A 23,507-nucleotide genomic window follows, 5' to 3' on the forward strand; every position below is an offset into this window, starting at 1 on the left:
CGGCGGCCGTCCCACGCGCTCAGCGGTAACGCAGGCGTGCCAGCGCGTCGCAATCCTGCGTCGACAGCCGCAATCCCAGCGGTTCGAGGCGGCGCAGCGTCTCGTCGATGTCCCACGGCGCCGCGACCATGCGCTTGCGGCCGTCGCGGAACTCCGCATGCAGCCAGTAGGCATCGACGTCCGCGGCGTGCCGCAGGTAAAGCCGGGCGACGTCCTGCGGCCGGCTTTCCAGCCACGCGAGGCCTTCCTGCTTGCGCAGGCGCCCAAACATGCAGGCCGCCAATACGAAGCTGAGCACGGCAGCAACAACGACAACGAGTTCGGACATAGGGGCCTCCATCCACGCGCGACGAAACATCGAAGTGGAGGATACCGCGCATACAAGTTATTAGAGCCCCATATCGTTATTGCAAATTGCCATATAGCCACCGCAAGACGAGGCCGCAGCCTCACCCCGGCGCTCACACCACCATCAGTTTCTCGAATGCGTCGACGCCGAGCGGGCGATGGAACAGGTAGCCCTGGCCCATCTCGCAGCGCCGCTCCCTCAGGAAGGCGAGCTGCGACTCGGTCTCGATGCCCTCGGCGAGCACCTCGATGCCGAGCGCGTGGGCCATCTCGACGATCGCCACGATGATCGAGCGCTTGCCCGCCTCGCTCGCAATGCCCTGCACGAAGCTCTGGTCGACCTTGAGCTCATGTACCGGCAGGCGGTTGAGGTAGGACAAGGAGGAGTAGCCGGTACCGAAATCGTCGATGCTTACCGCGATGCCATGCCGGGCGAGCCGCTCGAACATCCGCGCCGTCCCGTCGATGTCTTCGAGCAGCGTCCCTTCGGTCAACTCGAGGCAGATCGCACCGGCCGGCACGGCCCGCTCGTCGAGCCGACGGCACAGCTGTTCGACGAAGCCCGGCTCGCGCAGCTGCTGCGCGGCGACGTTGATCGAAATGCGCGGGGGCGCCAGGCCGCGCATCCGCCACAGCGCGATCTGCGCCAACACCTTGGCCATCACGATGTCGTTGATCGACACGATCAGCCCGGCCTCCTCCGCTGCCGGAATGAAGCGCGACGGCGGCACGTCGCCCAGCTCGGGATCGTGCCAGCGCACCAGCGCCTCGGCGCCGACAAGGCGGCCCGCGTCGAGGCGATACTGCGGCTGATAGACGACGCGGAAGCGGTCGCCCTCGATCGCGGCCCGCAAGCCCGTGCCAATGCTCATGCGGGCACGCACCAGATCCTGCATTCCGGCGGCGAAGAAACGGAAGCGATTGCGACCGAGCGCCTTTGCCTCGTGCAGGGCGGTATCCGCGTGCGTCAGCAGCGCCGAGGTGGTGTCGCCGTCGGTCGGGGAGACGGCGATACCGATCGAAGCCGCTGCGAACACGTCGTGCCCCTCGATGCAGAACGACGCGCCCAGATAGTCCAGCGTGCGCGCGACCAGGGCGCGCAGGTCCTCCACGCTGCGTCCCTTGACGATCACGGCGAACTCGTCGCCGCCGATCCGGGCGAGCGTGTGTGCGTCGGCCAGACAGCGTCGCAGCCGGTCGGCCACCTGTTCGAGCAGCAGGTCGCCGAAATCGTGGCCGAGGGTGTCGTTGATGTCCTTGAAGTTGTCGAGGTTGATCAGCAGCACTGCGACGTCCGCCGGCGGACTGCGGTCCTGCGCGAGCGCGTCGGCGAGCCGCTGCGTGAGCAGCTTGCGGTTCGCCAAGCCGGTGAGACCGTCGTGCGTCGTCAGGAAGGCGAGCCGGCGCTGCAAATCGCCCACCGCGTCGCGGTCGCCGAAGATGCCGGTGTAGCCCTGCACGTCGCCCCCGACGCCCTTGACGACATGGATCGTCAGCCAGCTCGGACGGATCCCGCCATCCCTGCAGAGGTTCTCGATCTCGCCCTCCCAGCATCCCTCCTCGAGCAGGTTGCGCCACATGCGCTGGAAGAACGCGCGCGAGTGGCGACCGGAATTCAGCACGCTTGCCGGCTTGCCGACGAGATCCTCTGCGCCGTAACCGGTCATCGCCGAAAAGGCTTCGTTGACGGTCACGATACGTCCGCGCACGTCGGTGACCATCACCGCCTCACCGGCCCGCCCGCCGGTCCCGCCCATCGTGCGGGCCGCGGCCGCCTCCGCGACGACGATCGTCGGCGACGGGGAAAGCGCCCGGACCGCGGCAGCGACTTCGTCGATAACCGGCGCACGCACCGCCGGCTCGGGCAGCGACACGACGTAGCCCAGCAGGCGCCGCCCGCGGAACACCGGCTCGACCCGGTCGGCGAGCAGCCGCGCCGGCAGGAAGCGATCGGCCTCGACGTCCGCTGCCGCACGCCCGGCGACCGGGATGCGGGTTTCGGCGGTAAGGACGACCCCCTCCGCGGCAAGCAGCGGCGCCGCGCGCTCGTTGACCTTCACGAGCCGGCCGCGCGCATCGAAGAGCGCCACGCCGCACGCCGCGGAAAGCGCCGCGACACCCGCCTCGAGCAGCTGGAAACGCTCCTCCAGCTCCATCTGCGCAAGCCGGTTCTCGATGCTGTTCGCCGTCGTGACGACGAGCGGCAGCGAATGCGCCGAGTAATCCCGGCTCATCCCCGAGATGTCGAGCGCGCCGACGATCGAGCCGTCGACCGGATCGCGAATCACCGAAGCGGAACAGGTCCAGCGCTGTATCGGTTCGCAGAAATGCTCCGCACCGTGAACCTGTATCGGCTGCGCCAGCGCGAGCGCGGTGCCGATCGCGTTCGTGCCGATGCCGGATTCGCTCCAGTTATTCCCGGGCGTCATGCCGAATTCGCCGATCGCCTTGCGCAGATGCGGGTCGCCCTCGACGTCGAGGATGACGCCCTGGGGGTCGGTGAGGACCATCACCGTACCCGTCTGCGCGAGCTGGTCACGCGACTGCATCAGGAAAGGCGCGCTCGCGGCAATCAGCCGCTCGTTCGCGGCGCGCAGCGTTTCGAGATCATCGTGTTCCACGCGCGCCGGCGCCTCGCCGCGCGCCGGATCGACCCGCCCCAGCAGACAGCGCCGCCACGACTCGCCGATGACGTCCCGCAGCGCCCCGTTGCCGGCATGATGCGTTCCGACCAGCAAATCATGCCAGGCAGTCTTCACCTGCGGATTGTTCTCCGGCCGGGATAACCCAGTCCCTCGCACACTCGTCTCCTAGTGACTCGCGGACTCGACGGCCCGCTTCCCCCTCGCTCTCGGTTTAGCACCGGCCATGCCGGCCCGAAACCCTGTTGCGATCAGAAAGCGCGTCATCGCACGCGTAAGCCGGGAGGTGGGTGCGCCGCGCTAAGAGATCGGCACGATCGCCGGCAGGGCCGACATCACCAGATAAGCGCCGATCGCCATCAACAGCATGAAGACGACGCGGCGCATCGTACGGGTGGCGAGCGGCGGCGGATAACGGCGACCGATTGCGGTCGCGAGCGCCACGACGGGCACCGCCACGGCGAACAGCGTCCAGATTTCCGCATCGAGCCGCCCCTGCACGCCGAGGTAGAGCGAACGCGCGGCCGAGGTGATCGTGAACAGCAGCAGCAGGATGTTGCGCACGGCGACCGGGTCCATCGGCTGGCGATAGAACTGGAAGATCAGCGGCGGGCCGGCAACGCCGAAGAGTCCGCCGCTCAGGCCGGAAAAGAAGCCGCTCGCGGCGAAGCTGATGTCCGACGAACGTTCGTCGAGCTGCACCGGACGCAGCGCGAACCCCACGCTGCCCTGCACGATCACGATGCCGAGGATCAGCTGCAGCACCCCGGCCGCCGCACTGCTGAGGTATTCCAGCAGCAGCACCCCGCCGACGATGGCCGGCAGGCTGCCGAGCGTCGCCGCCCGCGCCGCGCGCCAGTCGATGCCGTGCATGCGCCCGGGCAGCGCGACGGCACTGTTGGCGAGCGTCACCAGGCTCACAATCGCGGCGACGGTCGCCACCGGCAGGAGGTTCATACCGCTGGTCGCTCCCATGACGATCATGCCCAGACCGAAACCCGTCACCGTCTGGAAATAGGTCGCCGCCGCCAGCACCACGATCAACGGCAGGGCCTCGGCGCTCATGTCACACCGACACCGCAGAAGCAGCCAGGTGGGCCTCGGCGGCGGCCTGCGCCTGCACCACCGTCACCGCGATCACGTAGAACACATCCTCGGCGCTGCAGCCGCGCGACAGGTCGTTCGCCGGCTTGTCCAGCCCCTGCAGCAGCGGCCCGATCGCGACCGCGCCGCCGACGCGCTCGGCCAGCTTGTAGCCGATGTTGCCCGCCTCGAGGTTCGGAAACACCAGCACGTTCGCCCGCCCCTTCACCTGCGAATCCGGCAGCTTGCGGTTCGCGATCTCCGCGACGATCGCCGCGTCGAGCTGCACGTCGCCGTCGATCGCGAGCTCGGGTCGCATCTCGCGCACGCGCTGCGCGGCGGCCACCACCTTGTCCACGGCCGCATGCTTCGCGCTGCCGCGCGTCGAGAACGACAGCATCGCGACGCGCGGCTCCTCCATCAGCAGGCTGCGCGCGCTGTCGGCCGCCGCCATCGCAATCTCGGACAGCTCCTCGGCATCCGGGTCGACCACGAGTCCGCAGTCCGAGAAGATCAGCCCGCCCTTCAGGCTGTGGAAGGGTTCGCACAGCATCATCAGGAAGAAGCTCGACACGAGCTTGAACGCCTTGTTCGGGCCGATGATCTGGATCGCGGTGCGCACCACGTCGGCGGTCGTGCGCACGGCGCCCGACACCGATCCGTCGGCGTGCCCCAGGCGCACCATCAGGTTCGCGAAGCACAGCGGGTCGAGCACGTCGCGCTGCGCCTGCTCCAGCGTCATGCCCTTGTGCGCGCGCAGGCGCAGCAGCACCCGCACGAAACCCTCGGTGAGATGCGAGCGCGCCGGATCGACGAGCTCGACGCCCGCCAGATCCAGCCCCTCACGGAAGGCGCACGCCTCGATCGCGGCGCAGCTGCCGACGAGGATGATCTTCGCCGTGCCTTCGCGCGTCGCACGTACCGCGGCCTGCAGTACGCGCGGGTCGTCGCCCTCGCTGAGCACGATCCGTCGGGGTTCCGCACGTGCGGTCTCGATGATGCGGTTGATCGCTTTCATTGCATTCACCAAAAAGATGCCGGAACCGCAGGGGTTGGGGGAAGACGCGGTTCCGGCCAGGTAACGGCCCCGTCCGGGTAAGCGGGGCCGTGGAGGGAAATACCAAGATGAAGCACCGCCAGCGGAGCGACGCAGGTCACGCGCCCGCCGACGTCGCCGCCCTCATGCCGGTCAGGCGCGGGGGCGGCAACACGCATCACAAACTTCAAATACAAACGTTTTCGATACGATTAGTTCCGTTATTCGAAACTTGATCGAACTTTAGATGCAAATTCGGGGGCAGTCAACTAACATTCTTATAAACCGGTACGTGGTGTATTATTTATCGAAACTCATCACAGCGAGGTCACCATGAAGATCACCCGCAACTCCGGTTCGGAGCCCGCCCGCATCGACGGCGACACCCCGACCATGCGGCTTTTCAGCCTGCTGGAAGTCATCGCGGCCAAGGACCAGACCTTCTCGCTGCAGGGCCTCGTCGAGGAAACGGGATTGCCCAAGCCCACGCTGCACCGCATGCTGCAGCAGCTCGAGTCCGAGGGCCTGCTGCACCGCGAAGGCGACGGCCGGCATTACAGCACCGGCGTGCGCCTGCGCCGCCTCGCGGAGAACCTGCTGCTCAACAGCACCACCCACGGCGCGCGCCACGTCGTGCTGCGGCAGCTGGTCGAAGAGGTCGGCGAGAGCTGCAACATCACGGCCTTCTCGGGCAGCGAAGTGATGTACCTCGACCGCCTCGAATCGACCGCGCCGCTGCGCTTCTACCTGCATCCGGGTTCGCGCGTGCCGGCCCACTGCTCCGCCACCGGCAAGCTCTTCCTCGCCCAGATGACGCCCGCCCAGCGCCGGCGCCTGCTGGCCTACGCGCCGCTGGAAAAGTTCACGCCCAACACGATCACGGATCTCGACGCGCTCGAACGCGAGATCGAGGAGGTCAAGCGCAACGGTTACGCGCTCGACAACGAGGAATTCCTGCCCGGCCTGCTGTGCATCGGCGTGCTCGTGCCGACGCAGCGCAAGCAGTCCAACATGGGTCTCGCAATCCAGGCACCGATCATGCGGCTCACGCGCGAAAAGGCCCTGCAGTTTCTCCCCGCCCTGCAGCGCGCCGCAACGGCACTCGCCAGCATCGAAGGAAACGAACCGGACGCGCAGGAGGCCGAAGCCTGAGGCCTCCCGCGGGCCGGACGGTCAGGATCGCGCAGCGCGACGACGTCGCACCTGCACCGCCCGTCGGCCCCAAACGAGCACGTAGTGCGTGCCCGACCACACGATGGTGACGAAGGTCGCCAGCGTCAGCACGGTGACCCACATCCCGCCGTCCACGAAGCCCGCACCGATCGCGAGGACGCTCGCGAGCAGCAGGAACTCCAGCGCCGTATTGAGCTTCGACACCGTGCTCGGCGCCATCTCCACCGTCCCGATCAGGTAGTGATACGCCAGCGCCCCGCCGACGATCACGACGTCGCGCGTGACGACGGCAGCGGCGAGCCACCACGGCAGCCGCCCGTCGAAGGCCAGCAGCAGCGTCACCGTGAGCATGGTCAGCTTGTCGGCGACCGGATCGGCGATCGCGCCGAAACGCGTGCGCAGGTTCCAGCGGCGCGCGATCAGGCCGTCGGCGAGATCCGACAGCGCCGAGACGATGAACAGCGCCAGCGCGATCCCGAACTCGCCCTGCCGCAGCAGCGCGGCAAGCGGCAAAATCAGCGCGACACGCAGCAGCGTGATGGTGTTGGGGACGTTGGGCATCTGGCCGGACCACCGTGGGCTCGTCGCCCACATTATGCATGGGTCGGCCGACGCTCGCGCCGGATGCAGCGGCACGCTCCCCGGTACTAACGCACGAAGCGCCTGCTCTCGCGCACCACGTCGTCGAGCAGCGCCTGCTTGTCCGCCAGCACCTGCCTGCCTTCCTCGCGCGCGACCGGGTGGTCCTGGGCGTCGAACACGCTGTAGCGGAAGAAGGTGCTGCGCGTGTAGGGGAATGAGATCTTGTGCTCGCCGTCGAAGATGCCCATGAAGTCGTACTCGCCCAGCACGAGGTTGTCCGCGGTGTGATCGAGCGTATCCGCGGAGCTGTAGCTGCGCGAGGGCGCCGTGACGCCGAGGTATTCGAGCAGCGTCGGCGAGATCTGCAGATGCGAGCTGCGATGCGTGACGACCTGCGGCTGCTGGCCCGGCATGCGGATCACCAGCGGCACGCGGATCTGCTCCTCGGGGAAGGTGTTGCCGTGGCCGTGGCCCCAATGACCCTTTTCCATGAACTCCTCGCCGTGGTCGCCGGTGAACAGGATCACCGTGTTGTCGAGTTCGCCCTGCGCCCGCAGGTGGTCCAGCAGGCGTCCGATCTGCGCGTCGACGTGATGCGCGGCGTTGATATAGCGCGCGTGGATCGCGTCGATGTTGTCGCGCAGGTCGAGCTTCATGTAGTCGAGCTGGCGCAGGTAGTCCTTTCGCAGCGCGGTCTCCTCCGGGAAGGCGTAGGGCGCGTGGGTGGACTCGAAGAACATGAAACCGTAGAACGGCTTGTCGGCATTGCGGTGGTCGAACTTGCCGATCAGGTCGTCGATGTTCTGCGCGTCGCGCCGCCACGGCTCGCCCTTCTGCAGCTCCTGCAGGTTCGCCTCGGGCACGCCGGTGAATACCGTGTGGCGCAGCTCCGGGTAGTCGAAGCTCTGGCTGGTGTGGATCGCGAGCTGGTAGTCGTGGTCGCGCAGGAAGTTCATCAGGGCGGGGGCGACGCGCTGGCGCTCGAAGCTGTACCAGTACGGCGCATACAGGCCGTAGAACATCGAAAACAGGCCCATGCGCGTGCGGTTGCCGCCACTGTAGTGCTGCTCGTAGCGCGTCCCCTGCTGCGAGAGCTTCCACAGGTTGGGCGTGATCTCCGGGCTCAGCAGATCCCAGCGGAAGGATTCGCCGACCAGCATGACGAGGTTCGGCCGCTTCGCGACCGCCTTCGCGGGGAGATCGTGGCCGGGATAGTCGACGGTGCCGCCCGCGAGACGCAGCTCCTTCACGGCGGCCTGTTCGATGCCCATGCGCTTGAACACCTTGCGCGCGCCGGTGTGCAGGTGGAAGGGGATCGCCTCGGCCGCCTGCAGGTAATCCTCCTTGCCGACGTGCTCGCTGTAGGCATACACCACCTCCTCCACCGAGAGCACCGAGAACAGCACCATCATGGACGCGACCAGGGTGCGCGGCGACGGCGCCCAGCCATGCGTCGCGTGACGGTACAGCAGCACCAGCGCGACGCCGCACAGGACCGGGAAGACGGATACCTGCATCGCCAGCGAGCGCGTCGTCGCCTCGGTCGCGCCCAGCGCCTCGATGCCGCCCGGCGTCGTGAGCAGGTTCCACACGAAGGCGTTGAAATGGAACTGGTACAGGTCGTACAGGCGGTAGTCGGCAAAGATCGCCAGCAGCACGGCGCTGCCGCCGACGAAGGCCAGCGCGTAGGGCACCTGCACCCGCCAGCCGGGGACGCTGCGCAGCAGCCGGCCCAGCACCGAGCTGAGGATCCACAGCGGCGCAACGTACAGGGCCGCGTAGCCGGCCGTCGCCGCGACGAGGAACATGCGGGCGCCGGCCGACGCCACTTCGGCATGCGGCCAGAAGAGCGCGATCATCGCGAAAACCGCGGCGTAGAGCAGCGCATAGTAGCGTCGCAGCACGAGCTGGGTCTGGGTGAAGGACATGTAGGGTTTCCCGGTGCGAGGTTCGGACGGTTTCACAATCGCGGCAGGATGACGCCGGGGCCGTCAAACACCCGTCGAGCACATGTCAAGACATCGTGAAACCCGCCCGCCCCGCACCGGCGGGCCGCACCCTATCCCGCGCGTGCCGCCAGCAAGGTCAGCGCATGCAGCAACAAGCCGATCGCCCCGCCCACCAGCGTGCCGTTCAGGCGGATGAACTGCAGGTCGCGGCCCACGCTCAGCTCCAGCTCGCGCACCAGGTCCTCGTCCTTCCAGCCGCGGATCGTCGACGCGATGTGATCGGCCAGCCCGTCGCGGAAATCGTCCGCGAGCGCAACGACGGCCGACTGCAGGTGGTCGTCGAGCGAATCGTGCAACGCCGGATTGGTCGCGAGCGTCGCCCCGAAGGCCATCGCGGCGCCGCGCAGCCGGGTCGCGAGATGCGAGTCGGCGCGCTGCAGGTCGCTGCGCAGCCAGGTCTTCATGTCGTCCCACAAGCCGTTCAGGTACTCGCCCATCGCCGGGTGCGCGAGCATGTCGCGCTTGGCGGACTCGATGCGCGCCGCCAGGTCCGCGTCCGTCTTCAGGCGCCCGATGAACTCCGCGACCGATTCGTCGAACGCCTGCCGGCGCGGATGCCGCGGGTCGTCGCCGATGTCGTGCAGCCAGCCGTTGATGCCGCGCACGATGCTCCCGGCGATGCGGCGCGAGAATTCCTCGGTGTCGGTCACGAGGCCCACCGTCCGCAGCACCTTCGGATATTCCTTGCCCGCCACCTCGACGATCATCGCCGCGAACGCCGCCTGCACGTCCGGGTCGTCCAGCCATCGCGCCAGACGCGCGAGCGCGGCGTCCAGCACCTCCTGATGGCGATCGTCGGCCGTCAGCGCGTCGAGGATCTTCCCCGACATCGCCGACAGGTCGAGGTCCTTCAGCCGCCCACGGATCGCCGCGGCGAGAAAGCGCCGCACGCGCGCATCGTCGATGAAGTCCAGCCAGCCCGCCAGCGCCGACGCGAGCTTGCCGGCCATCAGCGCCGCATTGTCCGGCTGCTGCAGCCAGAGCGCGAGGCGGCCGGCCGGATCGAAGGCGCGCAGCTTGCGCACGATGGTGTCGGTGGCGAGGAACTTGTCGCGGATGAAGGTCGCCAGGTTGCCGGCGATGCGGTCCTTGTTGGCCGGAATGATCGCGGTGTGCGGGATCGGCAAGCCGAGCGGATGGCGGAACAGCGCAACGACGGCGAACCAGTCGGCGAGCGCGCCGATCATCGCCGCCTCGGCGAAGGCCGCGACCCAGGCCCAGATCCCCGCGCCGTGCTGCAGGCGCGCGAGCACGAACAGCAGCGTCACCGTCACGAGCAGCGCCAGCGCCACGCGCTTCATCTTCGCCAGCTCGCGGGCCTTGACCACGGCCGCAGACGCGCTCATTCCGCCCACTCCGGCCCGAACCCGGAACAAATTTTCACAGTCGAGGAAAGCACGCCTGCCATACTTCCGCGCTCCATGCTCCGCACCATGCATTCAGCTTACACGCGCAAGCGCCGCACCGGACAGCAGCGCGGCTGCGCGGCCCCGCAGCGGATCACGCCGCCCCCCTTCCGTGCGTCGCGCGCCGCGCGCCATTCGTCAGCGGTGTAGTTGTAACAGGAGTCCCTTCACGCTACATAGCGAAGGCCGCAGGCCGCGCCCAACATGCTTATCGGGTCAGCGTCGCCGACACCGGGGCGGCAACCCCGGGGTTGCCGAAGCTCGGAAACATTTGCTTGCATTCTCGCCTTTACCCCCTCCGAATGAGGATTACACTAGCACTTGCAAATACGCGGGAATTTTTACCACGCAGATGTGTTCACAGTATGGGGCCCGACCATTCGCCCCGTGGCAGAAACGAACAGACTGCGTAACGGTGAGCATTTCCTGCATCGACGCAACGACGTCCCGAATTTCCCTGTAGAAGCCTGTTAGGAGACTGCACATGGCAACGATCACCCTCGCCCCCACCGTATCGACCGACCACGCCGACGATTTGGCGGGCGACATCAGCTCCACTACCGTCCTTTCGTCCTCGACGACGCAGATCACCCTCGGCCTGACCTATGAGGGCGACGACCTGCCGCATGCGAGCACCCTCGTCATCACCGGCACTTTCCCCGCCAGCGACCTGAGCGCGGGCACGATCACCAGCCTCGACTTCCGCGATGCCGGCAGCGCTTCGCTGATGCTGGTCAGTGACCTGTCGCTGTCGACGACGAACTTCAACGCCCTGCTTCTGAATGAGGAACTCTTCGAGGACTTCGTCGAGGACATCGTGCACGCGCAGTTCGGCACGGACTTCGACGACCACGGCGGCCACAAGGACAACGACACCTACAACGGCACCGGCAGCGACGACACCGTGCACTACGATGACTCCTCCAAGAAGGTGACCGTCAATCTCACCAACGGCACGTCCCGCGGCCAGGGCACCGACACGCTTACCGGCATCGAGAACATCGTCGGCTCGCGCGGCAGCGACAACATCACCGGCAGTGATCTCGACAACGTGCTCGACGGCAACGACGGCAACGACAAACTGTTCGGTCTCGCCGGCGATGACGAACTCCTCGGCGGCAAGGGTAACGATCACCTCACCGGCGGCGATGGCGACGACGACTTGCTCGGCGACAAAGGCAACGACCACCTCGACGGCGGCGCTGGCAACGACTTCCTCGACGGTGACGACGGCAACGACAAGCTGACCGGCGGCGAGGGCGATGACGAGATCCACGGCGGCAGCGGCAACGACAACATCATCGCCGGGAACGGTTTCAATATCGTCGATGCCGGCAGCGGCAACGACAAGGTCACCGCCGGTGACAACGACGACATCATCGACGCTGGCTCGGGCAACGACACGATCATGGCCGGCGCGGGCAACGATGACATCTTCGGCGGCGCCGGCAAGGACAACATCAAGGCCGGCGACGGCGACGACTTCATCGACGGCGGCGCCGATGCGGACAACATGGCCGGTGGCGCAGGCAATGACACCTACGTCGTCGACAACGCCAAGGACAAGATCGTCGAGCAGGCCGGCCAGGGCAATGACACCGTGATGGCGTCGTCCGACTTCAGCCTCGCGAAACTCGCCAACGTCGAGAACATCGAGCTCACGGGTACCGGCGCGTTCAGCGCAACCGGCAACGCCGGCGCCAACATCCTGGATGGCAACGCCGGCTCCAACGTCCTGACCGGCGGCGCAGGCGCAGACGTGTTCGTGTTCGACGACCTCACCGGCACCGACACGATCACCGACTTCGTCCACGGCACCGACGAGATCTGGATCGACAACAGCGTGTTCACCGCCCTCACCACCGATGGCGCACTCGCGGCCGGCAACTTCGTCACCGGTGCAGGTGCCGTCGCCCTCGACGCCGACGACTTCCTCGTCTTCGACAGCACCAGCGGCGCGCTGTACTACGACGCGGACGGCAACGCCGCCGGCGCAGCGGTGCACATCGCCAACGTCAACGTCGGTTCGGGCCTCGCCTTCGACGACGTCACCGTCATCTAAGCCGCATCAGGCTCACCCCGGGGCAAGCCCTCCCGCCGCATCCGGCGAGGCGCTTGCCCCGTTTCCGTTCACGCCGGCGCCGTCCTCAGGTCCCGCGCCCCTCGGTTGCAGTCTTCGCCGCTGCCGCGCCGCGGCGCAGCGACAGCACGATCGCGCCGCCGATGATCGCCGCCACGACGGCGAGCGACACCGCCGCCGGGATCTTGATCACGTCGATGAGCAGCATCTTCGTGCCGATGAACACCAGCACCAGCGCCAGGCCATATTTCAGCAGCGAGAAGCGGTCGGCCATGCCCGCCAGCAGGAAGTACATCGCCCGCAGGCCCAGGATCGCGAACACGTTCGACGTCAGCACGATGAAGGGGTCGGTCGTGATCGCGAAGATCGCGGGGATCGAGTCGACCGCGAAGATCACGTCGGAGACTTCCACCAGCACCAGCGCGAGGAACAGCGGCGTCGCGTAACGCACGAGGCGCCCGCCTTCGTGCCGCATGACGAAGAAACGCTCGCCCTCGAGATGCTCGGTGATGCGCATGTGCCCGCGCAGCCAGCGGATCAGCGGATTGTTCGCGAGGTCCGGCTGCGCCTCCGCGAACCACCACATCTTCACGCCGGTGAACAGCAGGAAGGCGCCGAAGACGTACAGGATCCAGTGGAACTTCGCGATCAGCCACACACCGGCGAAGATCATCACCGTGCGCAGCACGATCGCGCCGATCACGCCGTAGGCCAGCACGCGCTTCTGCAGTTCCAGCGGCACGGCAAAGAAGCCGAACAGCATCAGCCACACGAACACGTTGTCGACGGCGAGCGATTTCTCGATCAGGTAGCCGGTCAGGAACTCCAGCGTCTTCTGGTTCGCCACCTCGCGCCCGAGCGAACCGTCGAGATAGCCCCACAGGCCGGCCGCAAACGCGAGGGAAACGGCCACCCAGACTGCCGACCACGTCCCTGCCTCGCGAAAACTCACCCGATGCTGCCGGCCGCCGCCGACGACGAACAGGTCCACCGCGAGCATCGCCAACACGATGCCGAAGAAGCCCGCCCACATCCACCATGTACCAATCGTTTCCATGAGGTTCCCTCCTAGTCGGATCCGCCAGTCCGTCCTGTCGCGCCGCAGGCGCACAAAACAGAACGGCCCTTTGTCCAGCGAGGATGAAGGGCCGTGGATCTGACAAGGGGACCTCCGCCATCGCGGCAAAGGTCTTGCTCGCAGCCGTCAGGAACCGACTGCCCGGGCGCCGGGCAACCCCCGTGCGGGGACTGCCGAATTGACGACGCCGCGGCGGAGAGCTACTCCCCCTTGGGACGAAAGAAAAATAGAACGTCCGGCGCCATCAGTCAAGGGGCGCCGGCCGCGCTCCGCCGACGGGGAGCTCCAGCTCGACGGCGAGGCCCGGACTGGCATTGCGCGCCGACACGTGCCCGCCGTGGGCTTCGACGATGCCCCTGACCAGCGCCAGCCCGACCCCAGCCCCGTCGGCCGCGCTGCGGCTCTCGTCGAGGCGGAAGAAGCGCTCGAACAGCCGCGGCAACGCGGCGTCGGGAACCCCCGCGCCATGATCGCGCACGCTCAGCACGACGACGTCATCTCCCGCCGCAACATCCAGGGCGATCGTCCCCGCGCCGTGCTTGAGCGCATTCTCGATCAGGTTCTGCAACACCTGGAACAGCAGGTCGGGATCGCCACGCATGCTTGCCGGCGCGAGCGTACCGACAAGCGTCCTGCCCTCGGCCGCGGCGAGCGGTTCATAGAGTTCGAGGGCGTCGGCCGCGAGCGCGGCGAGATCCACCGGCTGCCACTTCGGTCCGAGCGCGCCGACCTCGATGCGCGCCAGACTCAGCAGCGCCGCGAAGGTGCGCAGCAACGCATCCGTCTGCGCCCCCAGCCCCTCGAGTCTTTCGTGCAGGATCCGGTCGGCGGCGGCGGCCTCGCGCGCCTCGTCGATCGCCCGCCGCAACGCGATCAGGGGCCGGCGCATGTCATGCGCGATCGCGCTGGAGACGTGCCGCGACGCGTCGACGAGTCGCTCGATCTCGTCGAAGGCGCGGTTGAAGCGCCGCGCCAGCGCGTCCAGCTCGTCGTTGCGCGCACTGAGGCTCAGGCGCTGCGCGAGGTGGCCTTCCTGGATGCGGGCCGCCTCGCGCGCCAGCGTCTCGAGCCGGCGGTGCAGATGCTGCATGAAGAACCAGCCGATCGCAGCCGCCACGACGATGATCAGCACTGCCGAACCCCACAGGCGGGTGGTCATGTGCGCCTGGTAGGACTCCAGCGGCGAGTGGCGCCCGACCAGCAGGCGGTCACCGCCGAACAGCACGAACACCTGCCCTTCCAGCGTGCTGCCGTCGGCCACGCCGACGTGGAACCAGGCCTCGTCGGCCACCGGCACGCCGTCGGGCCAGCCGGCCAGGTTGCCGACCACGACCCGCCCGTCGCGCTCGGTCAGCAGATACACGGCGTCGCGATCCGCTGCGGCATCGACGCGGCGCTGCAGGGCGTCGCGCAGCCCCGCCAACCCGCGCTCGTGAAAGTGCTCGTCCAGGCCATTGATCTCGAGCGCGATCGCCGCGCGCACCTCGTTGCGGATATGCCCTTCGGCCTCGCGGAACAGCGGGTAGAACAGCGCCCCGACGATCAGCGCGATCGCGGCCGGCAGGGCGATGGCGAAGCGGTAGAACGGGCTACCGAGCCAGGCGCGCAGCCCGCCCGGCCGGGTCTCACGCGACATCGGTACTCAGGCGGTAGCCGGCACCACGCACCGTATGGATCAGGGGCGGCAGCCCCGGCAGGTCGATCTTCGCGCGCAGGTTGGAGATATGCACGTCGATGACATTGGTCTGGGGGTCGAAATGGTAGTTCCACACGGCCTCGAGCAGCATCGCGCGCGTGACGACCTGCTCCGAATGGCGCAGCAGGAATTCCAGCAACTGGAACTCCTTCGGCTTGAGGTCGATCTTCCGTCCGCCGCGCGTGACGCCGCGGCGCAGGAGATCCATCTCCAGGTCGGCGACGGCGAGCCGCGTGTTCGGCGCGCCTTCCCGGGACACCGCCCCCCTGCGCGCCAGCGCCTCCAGACGGGCGACGAGTTCGATCAGCGAGAACGGTTTCACGAGGTAGTCGTCGCCGCCCGCGCGCAGGCCGGCGACCCGGTCATCGACTTCGCCCAGCGCGCTGAGGATCACGACCGGCGTCGCGACGTTCGACGCACGCAGCGTGCGCAACACCGTGAGGCCGTCCACACGCGGCAGCATGCGGTCGAGCACGAGGACGTCGTAGCTTTCCGTGGTGGCGAGGAACAGCCCGTCACGGCCATCGGCGGTGACGTCGACGATGTGCCCCGCTTCCTGCAGGCCCTTGCGGATGTATGCGGCCTGCTGCGGATCGTCTTCGACCAGGAGTATCTTCATTTGCTTCTGCGCGGTCCGGCGTCGTGGATCAGGCGGACGACCACGCCACCGTCCGGGGTGATCGCACTCGCGCGCAGTTTATGCCGGTCGGCGCGCGACAGGCTATCGATCGCGCACTCGGCCGCGGGGAAAACCGTCCGGTTTCAGGGGCACCTGCCTGACGCACGTGCGCCCCCGGCAGGGCAAGCCTCGACGAGGCGGCCGCAAGGCGCTCATGATCCGGACGGCGGCACTCACTGCCGCCGGACCATCTCGCGGATGATCGCGGAAAACTGCTCGGCGGTCTCGTGCCGCACGAAAGACGGGCCGAGCAGCGGCGGCAACCAGAAATCCGGCAGCACTTCGGCGTGATAGCGCAGCAGCGTGCCGCCCGGTTCGGCCTCGAGCCGCATCAGGCTCTCCATGCGCTTCACGTTGCCGCCAACGCCCTGCGCACGGATCTCGTTCGGCGGGGAGAAGCGGATTTCGCGCACCGATTCGAAACTCGTCCAGAACACGCCGTAGCGCGCGACTCCGGTCTGGTGCACGCGCATGAAGGATTCACCGCGCTCGGTCACCCGGCTCGTATGCAGGTTCGGCACGAAATCCGCCATGTGGTCGAAGTCGGTCAGAACCTCCCACGCCAGCGCCGGGCTGACCGGCGCGTGGGCGAGCATATCGACGGTGAAGCCGCCCGCATTGCGCTCTACCCGCACGTCCTTGTCCGCGACCGCGGCCGCGTCATCGATCGCCGGCGCACTCGGCACCCAGGACAAGGCCAGCATGAGCGGCAGGCCGCGACGGAGAAGACGGAACATGGCGGACATCCGGTCGGAAGGTGGGCGGCCCATGACAACAGGCAGGAGGGGACACGGGCAAGCGTAGTGGAGTGCCGCGGTGTGCGGCAGTGCAATCGCTTAGAATAGTCCAAAAGCGCCCGCCGCCCTTGTTCGCGACCATGAGACTGCTGCTGATCGAAGACGACCCGATGATCGGTGCCGGCGTGCAGCAGGCGCTGCGCCAGGACGGCTATGCCGTCGACTGGGTGCGCGATGGCGTCGCCGGCGAACTCGCTGCGCGCGACACCCCCTACGATCTGCTGCTGCTCGACATCGGCCTGCCGCGCCGTGACGGCATCGAGTTGCTGCAGCGCCTGCGCACGGCCGGCCACGCGATGCCGGTGCTCGTGCTCACGGCCCGCGATGCCGTCGCCGACCGCATCCGCGGACTGGATGCCGGCGCGGACGACTACCTCGTCAAACCCTTCGACCTCGACGAACTCTCGGCGCGCGTGCGCGCGCTGCTGCGCCGCCAGCGCGGCCAGGCCAGCCCCGTCCAGACGCTGGGCGCGCTGCAGGTCGATCCCGCCAGCCACGCGGTGACGCTCGCGGGCGAATCGATACGGCTCTCGGCGCGCGAATTCGCACTGCTGTCGGCGCTGCTGGAACACCCCGGCCGACCACTGTCGCGCAGCCAGATCGAGGAGCGCATCTACGGCTGGGACGAAGAGGTCGACAGCAATGCCGTCGAGGTGCATATCCACTCGCTGCGCCGCAAGCTGGGCGCCGACTGGATCCGCAACCTGCGCGGCGTCGGCTATTACGTGCCGGAGCGGCCATGAACTCGCTGCGCCGCACGCTGCTGTTCTCGCTCCTCGGTGCGCTGGTGCTGGTGTTCGCGATTGGCGGCATCGCGACCTACCGCATGGCGCACAACGAGATCGACGCGCTGATGGACTACAACCTGCGCCAGTTCGCGCTCTCGCTGCGCGACCGGCGCCTGGCGGGCCCGAACGTCGGCCCCCTCGCGCCGCCCGAGGAGTCGCTGGATCTGGTGATCCAGATCTGGGACGACACCGGCGTGCGCCTCTACCTCTCGCACCCGCACACGGCCCTGCCCGCCCGCGCGCAGCTCGGCTACACCACCGTCACGACTGCGGAGGGCGACTGGCGCGTGTATTCCATTCCGCTGCTCGACCACGTGATCCAGATTGCCCAGCCGATGGCCGTGCGCAGCCGCCTCGCCGCCCATGCGGCACTGCGCACGCTGATCCCGCTGGTGGCGCTGATGCCGCTACTGGGCGCGCTGATCTGGTACCTGGTCGGCCGCGGCCTGCGCCCGCTGGAACGGCTCGCCCAGGAGGTGGCCACGCGCCGCGCCGATTCGCTCGACGCCCTGCCGCTGAAGGGCATCCCCGACGAGGCGCAGCCGCTGGTGCGAGCGCTGAACGAGCTGCTGGAACAGCTGCGGCAGGCGCTCAGCGTGCAGCGCGCCTTCGTCGCCGACGCCGCGCACGAGCTGCGCACGCCGCTGGCGGCGCTGCAGATCCAGCTGCAGCTGTGCGAACGGGCCCGCGATGAAACGGCACGCGCCGCGGCGCTCGGGGAGCTGCGCACCGGGCTGGCGCGCGCGGCGCACCTGGTGCAGCAGCTGCTGACGCTCGCCCGCCAGGAACCCGGAGAGGGCGCGGCAGCGCAGCACGAACGCGTCGTGCTCGCCGACATCGCGCGCAAGTCGCTCGCCGACTACACCGTCCAGGCGCACGAGCGGGGCATCGATCTCGGCGCCGACCTGCTCGACGACGACCTCGCGGCGCGGGGCGACCCGGCCGCGCTGCGCACCTTGGCAGGCAACCTGATCGACAACGCGATCCGCTACACGCCCCCCGGGGGGCGTGTGGACGTGTCGGTGGGCAAGGGCGAAGGCCGGTGCTGGCTGCGCGTCGACGACAGCGGACCGGGCATCCCGCCCGAGGAGCGCGACCGCGTGCTGGACCGTTTCTACCGCCCGGCCGGCCAGCAGGAATCGGGCAGCGGCCTCGGGCTGGCGATCGTCGACAGCATCGCCCGGCGCCATGATGCGCGCGTCATCCTGAACGCCTCGCCGCTCGGCGGCCTGCGCATCGCGGTGGGATTCCCGCCCGCGTGACGCGCGGCAATTTAAGCGCTTTCTTAAGTTTGATTTAAGTCAGACGCCCTTAGAGTGACAACATCGTCCTGCTTCGTGCATGCGGGATGGGAGGAACCGGATCATGTCATTGCAGGCGCTCAAGTTACCCGTCATTACCGCGGCGATCGCCGCGACGCTGTGGGGCGGCTACGAAATCGGCCGCTCCGTCGACCAGTCCCCTGCTGCGGCCACCCCCACGGTCGTACGCAAGGCGGGCCAGCCGTACGCGACGGCGTCGCTGCCGGATTTCGGCAGCATCGTCGAATCCTACGGTCCCGCGGTCGTGAACATCAGCGTCGAGGGCACCGTGAAGACCGCCGCGCGCGGGCGCACGCCCTTCGGCCAGCTCGACCCGGACGACCCGTTTGCGGAGTTCTTCCGCCGCTTCGCGCCACGCGGTCAGGGCAAGCCGGGCGAGCAGATCACGCACGGCCAGGGCTCGGGCTTCATCGTCAGCACCGACGGCATCGTGCTCACCAACGCGCACGTCGTCGCCAACGCCGACAATGTCACGGTGAAGCTCACCGACAAGCGCGAGTTCACCGCCAAGGTCATCGGCATCGACAAGCCGACCGACATCGCGGTGCTGCGCATCGACGCTCAGGACCTGCCGACCGTGCCGCTCGGCGACCCCACGGACATCCGCGTCGGCGACTGGGTGCTGGCGATCGGCTCGCCCTTCGGCTTCGAGAACAGCGTCACCGCGGGCATCGTGTCGGCGAAATCGCGCTCGCTGCCCGACGAAGGCTACGTGCCCTTCATCCAGACCGACGTCGCGATCAACCCCGGCAACTCGGGCGGGCCGCTGCTCAACCTGAAAGGCGAGGTCGTCGGCATCAATTCGCAGATCTACAGCCAGTCCGGTGGCTACCAGGGGCTGTCCTTCGCGATTCCGATCAGCGTCGCGGCGCACGTGAAGGACCAGCTGCTCGCCCAGGGCAAGGTCACGCGCGGGCGTCTGGGCATCGCGATCCAGGATCTGAACCAGGGCCTGGCCGATTCGTTCGGGCTGAGCGTCGCGCGCGGCGCACTCGTGAGCCATGTGGAGCCGGGGAGCCCGGCGGCGGCGGCGGGGATCGAGCCGGGTGACGTCGTGCTGAAATTCAACGGCGAGGCAATCGCGTCGTCGGCCGAACTGCCGCCGCGCGTCGCCCTCATCACCCCGGGCAAGCCGGCGAAACTGGAGATCTGGCGCAAACGCAAGGCACAGGAGATCACCGTCACGGTGGGCGAGCAGCAACCCGAGAAGGTGGCGGTCGAAGAAGCCCCGCCCGACGACGGCGGCCGCCTCGGGGTATCGGTGCGCCCGCTGACGGCGGAAGAACAGAAGGAGGCGGAAACGCGGGGCGGACTTCTGGTGCTAGACTCGTATGGTCCGGCAGCCCGCGCCGGCATCGAGGAAGGCGACGTGATCCTCGCGGTGAACGGCAAGCACGTGAATCGCGTGGACGATCTGCGCAAGCAGCTCACCGACGCCGGCAAGCACGTCGCGCTACTGATCCAACGCGGCGACGCGCGCATCTTCGTGCCGATCGAACTGGGCTGATCCGCCACGATTGCCGACTGTCGCCCTGCGTCAGTGCCCCGGGGGACGACAGGTTGTCAGCCTGAGGGGCACCGCATGGACGGCCGGGCAGGCGTCGCCCCCCCTGACGCCTGCCCGGCCGAGTCCTGCCGGACGCGAGCGGACGGTGCGGGCAAGGCGCCGGCATGGCGAACCACCTTGCTCCCCCCACCCTGCTCCCGCCCGATTTCTCCGCATGTTCCTCGCCCGCATCGAAGCCCTGATATATCGCATCCTGCGCTTCGCCGAGGCCGGGCATCGCCTGCTGCTCGCCTGCGTCGCGCTGTCCTTCCTCGGCACGCTGACGGCGGCCTGGCCGGTGACGGCCGTGGTCGTGCCGGCAACGCTGATGGCTGCGGGGCGCTGGCGCGCGATCACCGGGGTGTCGGCGCTGGGCAGCGCGATCGGCGCGACCGTGCTGATGCTGGTGTTTCACCACCTCGGCTGGACGCAGCTCTACGAACGCTTCCCGGAGCTTGCGACGGATTCGTCCTGGGCGCAGGTCGTCGCCTGGGGACAGCGCTATGGCACCGCCGCGCTGTTCCTGATCGCCGCGTCGCCACTGCCGCAGACGCCCGCGCTGATGTTCTTCGGCGCGATGCGCCCGGACTATGCCGGCGTGTTCGCCGCGATGTTCGCCGGCAAACTGCTGAAGTACGGCGCCTTCGCGTGGGTGTCCAGCCATTTCCCGGAGCGCGTCGGCAAGTCGCTCGGCGCCCTGCTGCGGCGCGGCCGCAAACAGGGCACGGACAACGGCGACGTATAGCCCGCCTCAGGACTTCACGCCCGCCTGCGGATCCTCGATCTCCTCCCAGCCAGTGATCATCGCCTTGAGGTGGCTGCTCCAGGTGTGGCCGGTGGTGATCACATACACATGCACGACGAGGAAGGCGAGCATCAGGAAGGCGCCGACCGTATGCACGAGCGCGACGCCGCCCAGATCCAGCCCGAAGCCGGCGGCGTTGATCTCGTTGTAATACAGATACGCGAGCCCGCTCAGCCAGATCAGCGGGTTGATCAGCAGCTTCACGCCGAGGTAGGCGAGGCGCTGCAGCGGGTTGTGCTTCCGCAGCTGCGTCTGGCGGAACGGGTGCGGCGCGTGCGTGAAGATGCCGCTAAGGTAGTAGCGCAGCATCGCGACGAGGTTCTCGGTCGTCGGGACGTACTGCCGCCATTCGCCGGTCGTGAAGTGCCAGAAGATCGCGAACACCCACAGCGCGATCAGCGCCCACGCCGCGCTGGTGTGCAGTTCGCTGGCGTCGCCGTAGCCCAGCAGGGTGTAGGTGCCGTGGATCTCGAAGCCGGTGACCATCATCAGGATGATCAGCAGCGCCTGCGACCAGTGCCAGAAGCGTTCGAAGCGCTTGAAGATGTAGATGCGTTCCATGGTGATCTCTCCCTGCCTGGGTTCAGCCGTTGCGCCGCACGATGCGCAGCCCGCCATGCACCAGCGCGCCCAGCAGCGCGCCGCCTGCCATCAGCCAGCCGAAAAGGTCGATGAGGGGGTTGGCGTCACGGCCCGGGATGTACACGCCCCCGATCGCCTCGAGGCGTCCGCCCTGCATGTGGCATTCGCCGCAGCGCACGGCGTTTTCCTTCGGCGCGACCATGTGCGTGATCGGCCACGACATCTCGGTGCGGACGAAGTCCACCTGGCCCGAGAACGCCGCGCCCGACACCTGCATGCCGGTCTTGATGGCCCTCTCCCAACCGAAGTTCTTCCAGTAGGCGGTGTCGTCGTTGCCCGCGGTGTGCGGCGTCACCAGCGTGCGGTTCACCGGGTCGTAGGGCTGCACGCCGACGAACACCTTCATCGGCCAGATCAGCGACTTTCCGTCCGTCGCGCTGCCGCCGAGGCGGTTGATGCGCGTCACGCCCTCGCGATTGTCGACCGTGTCGCCGAGCAGCGTGTAGGTGACCTCGCCGTTGAACCAGCGGTATTCGGGCACGACATTCTCGCCGAGCACGAAGTCGCCCTTCTTCGAATCGTAGATCACCCGCCCCGCCTCGTCCTTCTTCAGCATCGGCTTGCCGTCGGGTCCCATCTGCCCGGCGGTCGACCAGTCCCAGCTCATCTTGGTCGCGACCCCGCCGCGCGCGATCTGCGGGATATGACAGGTCTGGCACGCGACGACGTCGGTATGGTCGTTGAGCTTCGCCGCATGCCCGCCGCCCCTGTGCGGCGCCTGGCCGTGGCACGCGGGACAGGTCGCCGGCAGCGAATCGTCCTCACGGCCGGGGATGTGCGCACCTTCGGTGTCGCGCGCGACCGGCGTGTAGCGGCTGCCCGGCACGTCGTGGCTGGAGGTGCGGTGGCAGGTGCCGCAGGTGAAGTCGAGGCCGGTGGCGTCCATGTGCACGTCCAGTTCCCTGTCCGGCGCGGCGAGCGACGAATCCATGTCGCCATGCTTGACGCCGTCGCCGCCGCCGCCGAAGAAGTGGCACGCGCCGCAGGTGTCGCGGCTGGTCCGGCCGACCTTCTGCGCGACCTTGGTCAGGTCCACCGCCTTCGCGAACTTGCCCGATCCCGGCGGGATCTCGGTGTCCTGGTAGGGCGGATGGCCGGCAAGGCCCGGCAGCTTGCGATAGCTCCCCGTCGTGTCGTGGCATACCAGGCAATCGACGTTTTCCTCGGCCGTGAAGTCGAAGCTCGCGTCCTTCCAGCCGTAGCCGACGTGGCAGCTGGTGCAGAAGGGGTAGTTCGACGGCACCGAGATGCAGAAGTTGTTGATGACGTTCTTCTTGCCGAGCGTCTGGTCGGTGGCGGGATTGAGGAATTCCCAGCTCCAGTGTTTGGTCTGGTGTACCTGCTGCGCGGCTTCGGTGTGGCAGATCAGGCAGGCCTTGGTGACCTCGGGTCCGGACGCGAAGCTCTGCTGCAGCTCCTTGAACTTGGCGTGATCGGCGGTGCTGGCCGTCGTCGCAGCGAGCGCCGCGCTCCCCGCGAGGGCACCGCCGGCGAGCGCGGCGGCGAGCAGTGTGGCCCGCCAATAGCGGGCAAGTCGATTCGGTCGATTCGTCTTCATGGCGATTCCCTGGTGGCTATTAACCCAGCAATGAATACGTGATGTCAGGTTCAGTGCTGCACGGTCGCTCCCTCCCCTTCAAGGGGGCGGAGGTGGGGTTTCGCGGAGCACCGCTCTGCGCCGCCGCAGCGGCGGAGCGAAGCGGAGACTCCCGGGCTGGGGATGGGTTATGCAGACGTGACCGAAACCCATCCCCCTCCTAACCTCCCCCTTGAAGGGGGAGGAACAAGGTGCCGC

General features: G+C 67.9%; 19 protein-coding genes. 6 read left to right on the forward strand and 13 right to left on the reverse strand.

Going from position 1 to position 23,507, the window contains the following annotated elements:
• Positions 1-19: 19 nt before the first annotated feature.
• The 4 genes from GPA27_RS01460 to pta all read right to left on the reverse strand — a co-directional run bounded on the left by GPA27_RS01460 (position 20) and on the right by pta (position 5,091).
• The gene (locus GPA27_RS01460) at positions 20-328 is read right to left on the reverse strand and encodes a hypothetical protein (RefSeq protein WP_169137072.1); all 309 of its coding nucleotides are present in this window, start codon (positions 326-328) and stop codon (positions 20-22) included.
• A gap of 133 nt (positions 329-461) precedes the next feature.
• Positions 462-3,107, reverse strand: coding sequence for an EAL domain-containing protein (locus tag GPA27_RS01465; protein ID WP_169137074.1), 2,646 nt, complete (start codon positions 3,105-3,107; stop codon positions 462-464).
• A 183-nt stretch (positions 3,108-3,290) separates the two neighbouring features.
• Complete coding sequence (locus GPA27_RS01470; protein ID WP_169137076.1) at positions 3,291-4,055, reverse strand: sulfite exporter TauE/SafE family protein; 765 nt, start codon at positions 4,053-4,055, stop codon at positions 3,291-3,293.
• A gap of 1 nt (position 4,056) precedes the next feature.
• A complete protein-coding gene (pta, locus tag GPA27_RS01475; protein WP_169137078.1) occupies positions 4,057-5,091 on the reverse strand; it encodes a phosphate acetyltransferase in 1,035 nt (344 codons plus the stop codon).
• Positions 5,092-5,442: 351 nt separating this feature from the next.
• Between pta and GPA27_RS01480 the strand changes: the two genes are divergently transcribed.
• Positions 5,443-6,261: an IclR family transcriptional regulator gene (locus tag GPA27_RS01480; protein ID WP_169137080.1), complete on the forward strand. Its 819-nt coding sequence runs from the start codon at positions 5,443-5,445 to the stop codon at positions 6,259-6,261.
• A 21-nt stretch (positions 6,262-6,282) separates the two neighbouring features.
• Here GPA27_RS01480 and GPA27_RS01485 read toward each other — a convergent pair whose 3' ends face one another.
• The 3 genes from GPA27_RS01485 to GPA27_RS01495 form a co-directional block, all read right to left on the reverse strand.
• On the reverse strand, positions 6,283-6,843 hold the full coding sequence (locus GPA27_RS01485) for a CDP-alcohol phosphatidyltransferase family protein (RefSeq protein ID WP_169137082.1): 561 nt from the start codon (positions 6,841-6,843) through the stop codon (positions 6,283-6,285).
• A gap of 86 nt (positions 6,844-6,929) precedes the next feature.
• Positions 6,930-8,792 (reverse strand): sulfatase-like hydrolase/transferase, encoded by a 1,863-nt coding sequence (locus tag GPA27_RS01490; RefSeq protein ID WP_169137084.1) that lies wholly within the window; start codon positions 8,790-8,792, stop codon positions 6,930-6,932.
• Positions 8,793-8,923: 131 nt separating this feature from the next.
• Positions 8,924-10,219 (reverse strand): DUF445 domain-containing protein, encoded by a 1,296-nt coding sequence (locus tag GPA27_RS01495; protein WP_169137087.1) that lies wholly within the window; start codon positions 10,217-10,219, stop codon positions 8,924-8,926.
• A gap of 544 nt (positions 10,220-10,763) precedes the next feature.
• Here GPA27_RS01495 and GPA27_RS01500 point away from each other — a divergent pair.
• A complete protein-coding gene (locus tag GPA27_RS01500; protein ID WP_169137089.1) occupies positions 10,764-12,341 on the forward strand; it encodes a calcium-binding protein in 1,578 nt (525 codons plus the stop codon).
• Between the two features lie 85 nt (positions 12,342-12,426).
• Here the strand turns inward: GPA27_RS01500 and GPA27_RS01505 are convergent, their stop codons facing one another.
• The 4 genes from GPA27_RS01505 to GPA27_RS01520 all read right to left on the reverse strand — a co-directional run bounded on the left by GPA27_RS01505 (position 12,427) and on the right by GPA27_RS01520 (position 16,549).
• Complete coding sequence (locus tag GPA27_RS01505; protein ID WP_169137091.1) at positions 12,427-13,416, reverse strand: TerC family protein; 990 nt, start codon at positions 13,414-13,416, stop codon at positions 12,427-12,429.
• Between the two features lie 265 nt (positions 13,417-13,681).
• Positions 13,682-15,073 carry a sensor histidine kinase gene (locus GPA27_RS01510; protein WP_169137093.1) on the reverse strand — a complete coding sequence of 464 codons (1,392 nt, stop codon included), beginning with the start codon at positions 15,071-15,073 and terminating at the stop codon, positions 13,682-13,684.
• Entirely contained in the window at positions 15,063-15,752 is a 690-nt protein-coding gene (locus GPA27_RS01515) for a winged helix-turn-helix domain-containing protein (RefSeq protein WP_169137095.1), read from the reverse strand. The genes GPA27_RS01510 and GPA27_RS01515 overlap by 11 nt, the downstream gene beginning before the upstream one ends.
• A 233-nt stretch (positions 15,753-15,985) precedes the next feature.
• Positions 15,986-16,549 carry an SRPBCC family protein gene (locus GPA27_RS01520; RefSeq protein ID WP_169137097.1) on the reverse strand — a complete coding sequence of 188 codons (564 nt, stop codon included), beginning with the start codon at positions 16,547-16,549 and terminating at the stop codon, positions 15,986-15,988.
• A 140-nt stretch (positions 16,550-16,689) separates the two neighbouring features.
• On the opposite strand from GPA27_RS01520, the gene GPA27_RS01525 reads away from it, so the two are divergent.
• The 4 genes from GPA27_RS01525 to GPA27_RS01540 all read left to right on the forward strand — a co-directional run bounded on the left by GPA27_RS01525 (position 16,690) and on the right by GPA27_RS01540 (position 21,010).
• Positions 16,690-17,352, forward strand: a complete 663-nt coding sequence (locus GPA27_RS01525) for a response regulator (RefSeq protein ID WP_169137099.1) — start codon at positions 16,690-16,692, stop codon at positions 17,350-17,352.
• Positions 17,349-18,659, forward strand: a complete 1,311-nt coding sequence (locus GPA27_RS01530; protein WP_169137101.1) for an ATP-binding protein — start codon at positions 17,349-17,351, stop codon at positions 18,657-18,659. The genes GPA27_RS01525 and GPA27_RS01530 overlap by 4 nt, the downstream gene beginning before the upstream one ends.
• Positions 18,660-18,762: 103 nt before the next feature.
• On the forward strand, positions 18,763-20,226 hold the full coding sequence (locus tag GPA27_RS01535; RefSeq protein ID WP_169137103.1) for a DegQ family serine endoprotease: 1,464 nt from the start codon (positions 18,763-18,765) through the stop codon (positions 20,224-20,226).
• A 214-nt stretch (positions 20,227-20,440) separates the two neighbouring features.
• Positions 20,441-21,010: a VTT domain-containing protein gene (locus GPA27_RS01540; protein ID WP_169137105.1), complete on the forward strand. Its 570-nt coding sequence runs from the start codon at positions 20,441-20,443 to the stop codon at positions 21,008-21,010.
• A 6-nt stretch (positions 21,011-21,016) separates the two neighbouring features.
• Here the strand turns inward: GPA27_RS01540 and GPA27_RS01545 are convergent, their stop codons facing one another.
• Positions 21,017-21,631 (reverse strand): cytochrome b/b6 domain-containing protein, encoded by a 615-nt coding sequence (locus GPA27_RS01545; RefSeq protein ID WP_169137107.1) that lies wholly within the window; start codon positions 21,629-21,631, stop codon positions 21,017-21,019.
• A gap of 22 nt (positions 21,632-21,653) precedes the next feature.
• Complete coding sequence (locus tag GPA27_RS01550; protein ID WP_169137109.1) at positions 21,654-23,270, reverse strand: tetrathionate reductase family octaheme c-type cytochrome; 1,617 nt, start codon at positions 23,268-23,270, stop codon at positions 21,654-21,656.
• Between the last annotated feature and the right edge of the window lie 237 nt (positions 23,271-23,507).

This window comes from Aromatoleum toluolicum (assembly GCF_012911005.2).
GTDB classification, from domain to species: domain Bacteria; phylum Pseudomonadota; class Gammaproteobacteria; order Burkholderiales; family Rhodocyclaceae; genus Aromatoleum; species Aromatoleum toluolicum.

Coding starts and splice junctions, on each gene's coding strand:
- GPA27_RS01460 (WP_169137072.1), bottom strand. CDS start 328: ATGTCCGAACTCGTTGTCGTTGTTGCTGCCGTGCTCAGCTTCGTATTG.
- GPA27_RS01470 (WP_169137076.1), bottom strand. CDS start 4,055: ATGAGCGCCGAGGCCCTGCCGTTGATCGTGGTGCTGGCGGCGGCGACC.
- pta (WP_169137078.1), bottom strand. CDS start 5,091: ATGAAAGCGATCAACCGCATCATCGAGACCGCACGTGCGGAACCCCGA.
- GPA27_RS01480 (WP_169137080.1), top strand. CDS start 5,443: ATGAAGATCACCCGCAACTCCGGTTCGGAGCCCGCCCGCATCGACGGC.
- GPA27_RS01485 (WP_169137082.1), bottom strand. CDS start 6,843: ATGCCCAACGTCCCCAACACCATCACGCTGCTGCGTGTCGCGCTGATT.
- GPA27_RS01490 (WP_169137084.1), bottom strand. CDS start 8,792: ATGTCCTTCACCCAGACCCAGCTCGTGCTGCGACGCTACTATGCGCTG.
- GPA27_RS01495 (WP_169137087.1), bottom strand. CDS start 10,219: ATGAGCGCGTCTGCGGCCGTGGTCAAGGCCCGCGAGCTGGCGAAGATG.
- GPA27_RS01500 (WP_169137089.1), top strand. CDS start 10,764: ATGGCAACGATCACCCTCGCCCCCACCGTATCGACCGACCACGCCGAC.
- GPA27_RS01505 (WP_169137091.1), bottom strand. CDS start 13,416: ATGGAAACGATTGGTACATGGTGGATGTGGGCGGGCTTCTTCGGCATC.
- GPA27_RS01510 (WP_169137093.1), bottom strand. CDS start 15,073: ATGTCGCGTGAGACCCGGCCGGGCGGGCTGCGCGCCTGGCTCGGTAGC.
- GPA27_RS01515 (WP_169137095.1), bottom strand. CDS start 15,752: ATGAAGATACTCCTGGTCGAAGACGATCCGCAGCAGGCCGCATACATC.
- GPA27_RS01520 (WP_169137097.1), bottom strand. CDS start 16,549: ATGTTCCGTCTTCTCCGTCGCGGCCTGCCGCTCATGCTGGCCTTGTCC.
- GPA27_RS01525 (WP_169137099.1), top strand. CDS start 16,690: ATGAGACTGCTGCTGATCGAAGACGACCCGATGATCGGTGCCGGCGTG.
- GPA27_RS01530 (WP_169137101.1), top strand. CDS start 17,349: ATGAACTCGCTGCGCCGCACGCTGCTGTTCTCGCTCCTCGGTGCGCTG.
- GPA27_RS01535 (WP_169137103.1), top strand. CDS start 18,763: ATGTCATTGCAGGCGCTCAAGTTACCCGTCATTACCGCGGCGATCGCC.
- GPA27_RS01540 (WP_169137105.1), top strand. CDS start 20,441: ATGTTCCTCGCCCGCATCGAAGCCCTGATATATCGCATCCTGCGCTTC.
- GPA27_RS01545 (WP_169137107.1), bottom strand. CDS start 21,631: ATGGAACGCATCTACATCTTCAAGCGCTTCGAACGCTTCTGGCACTGG.
- GPA27_RS01550 (WP_169137109.1), bottom strand. CDS start 23,270: ATGAAGACGAATCGACCGAATCGACTTGCCCGCTATTGGCGGGCCACA.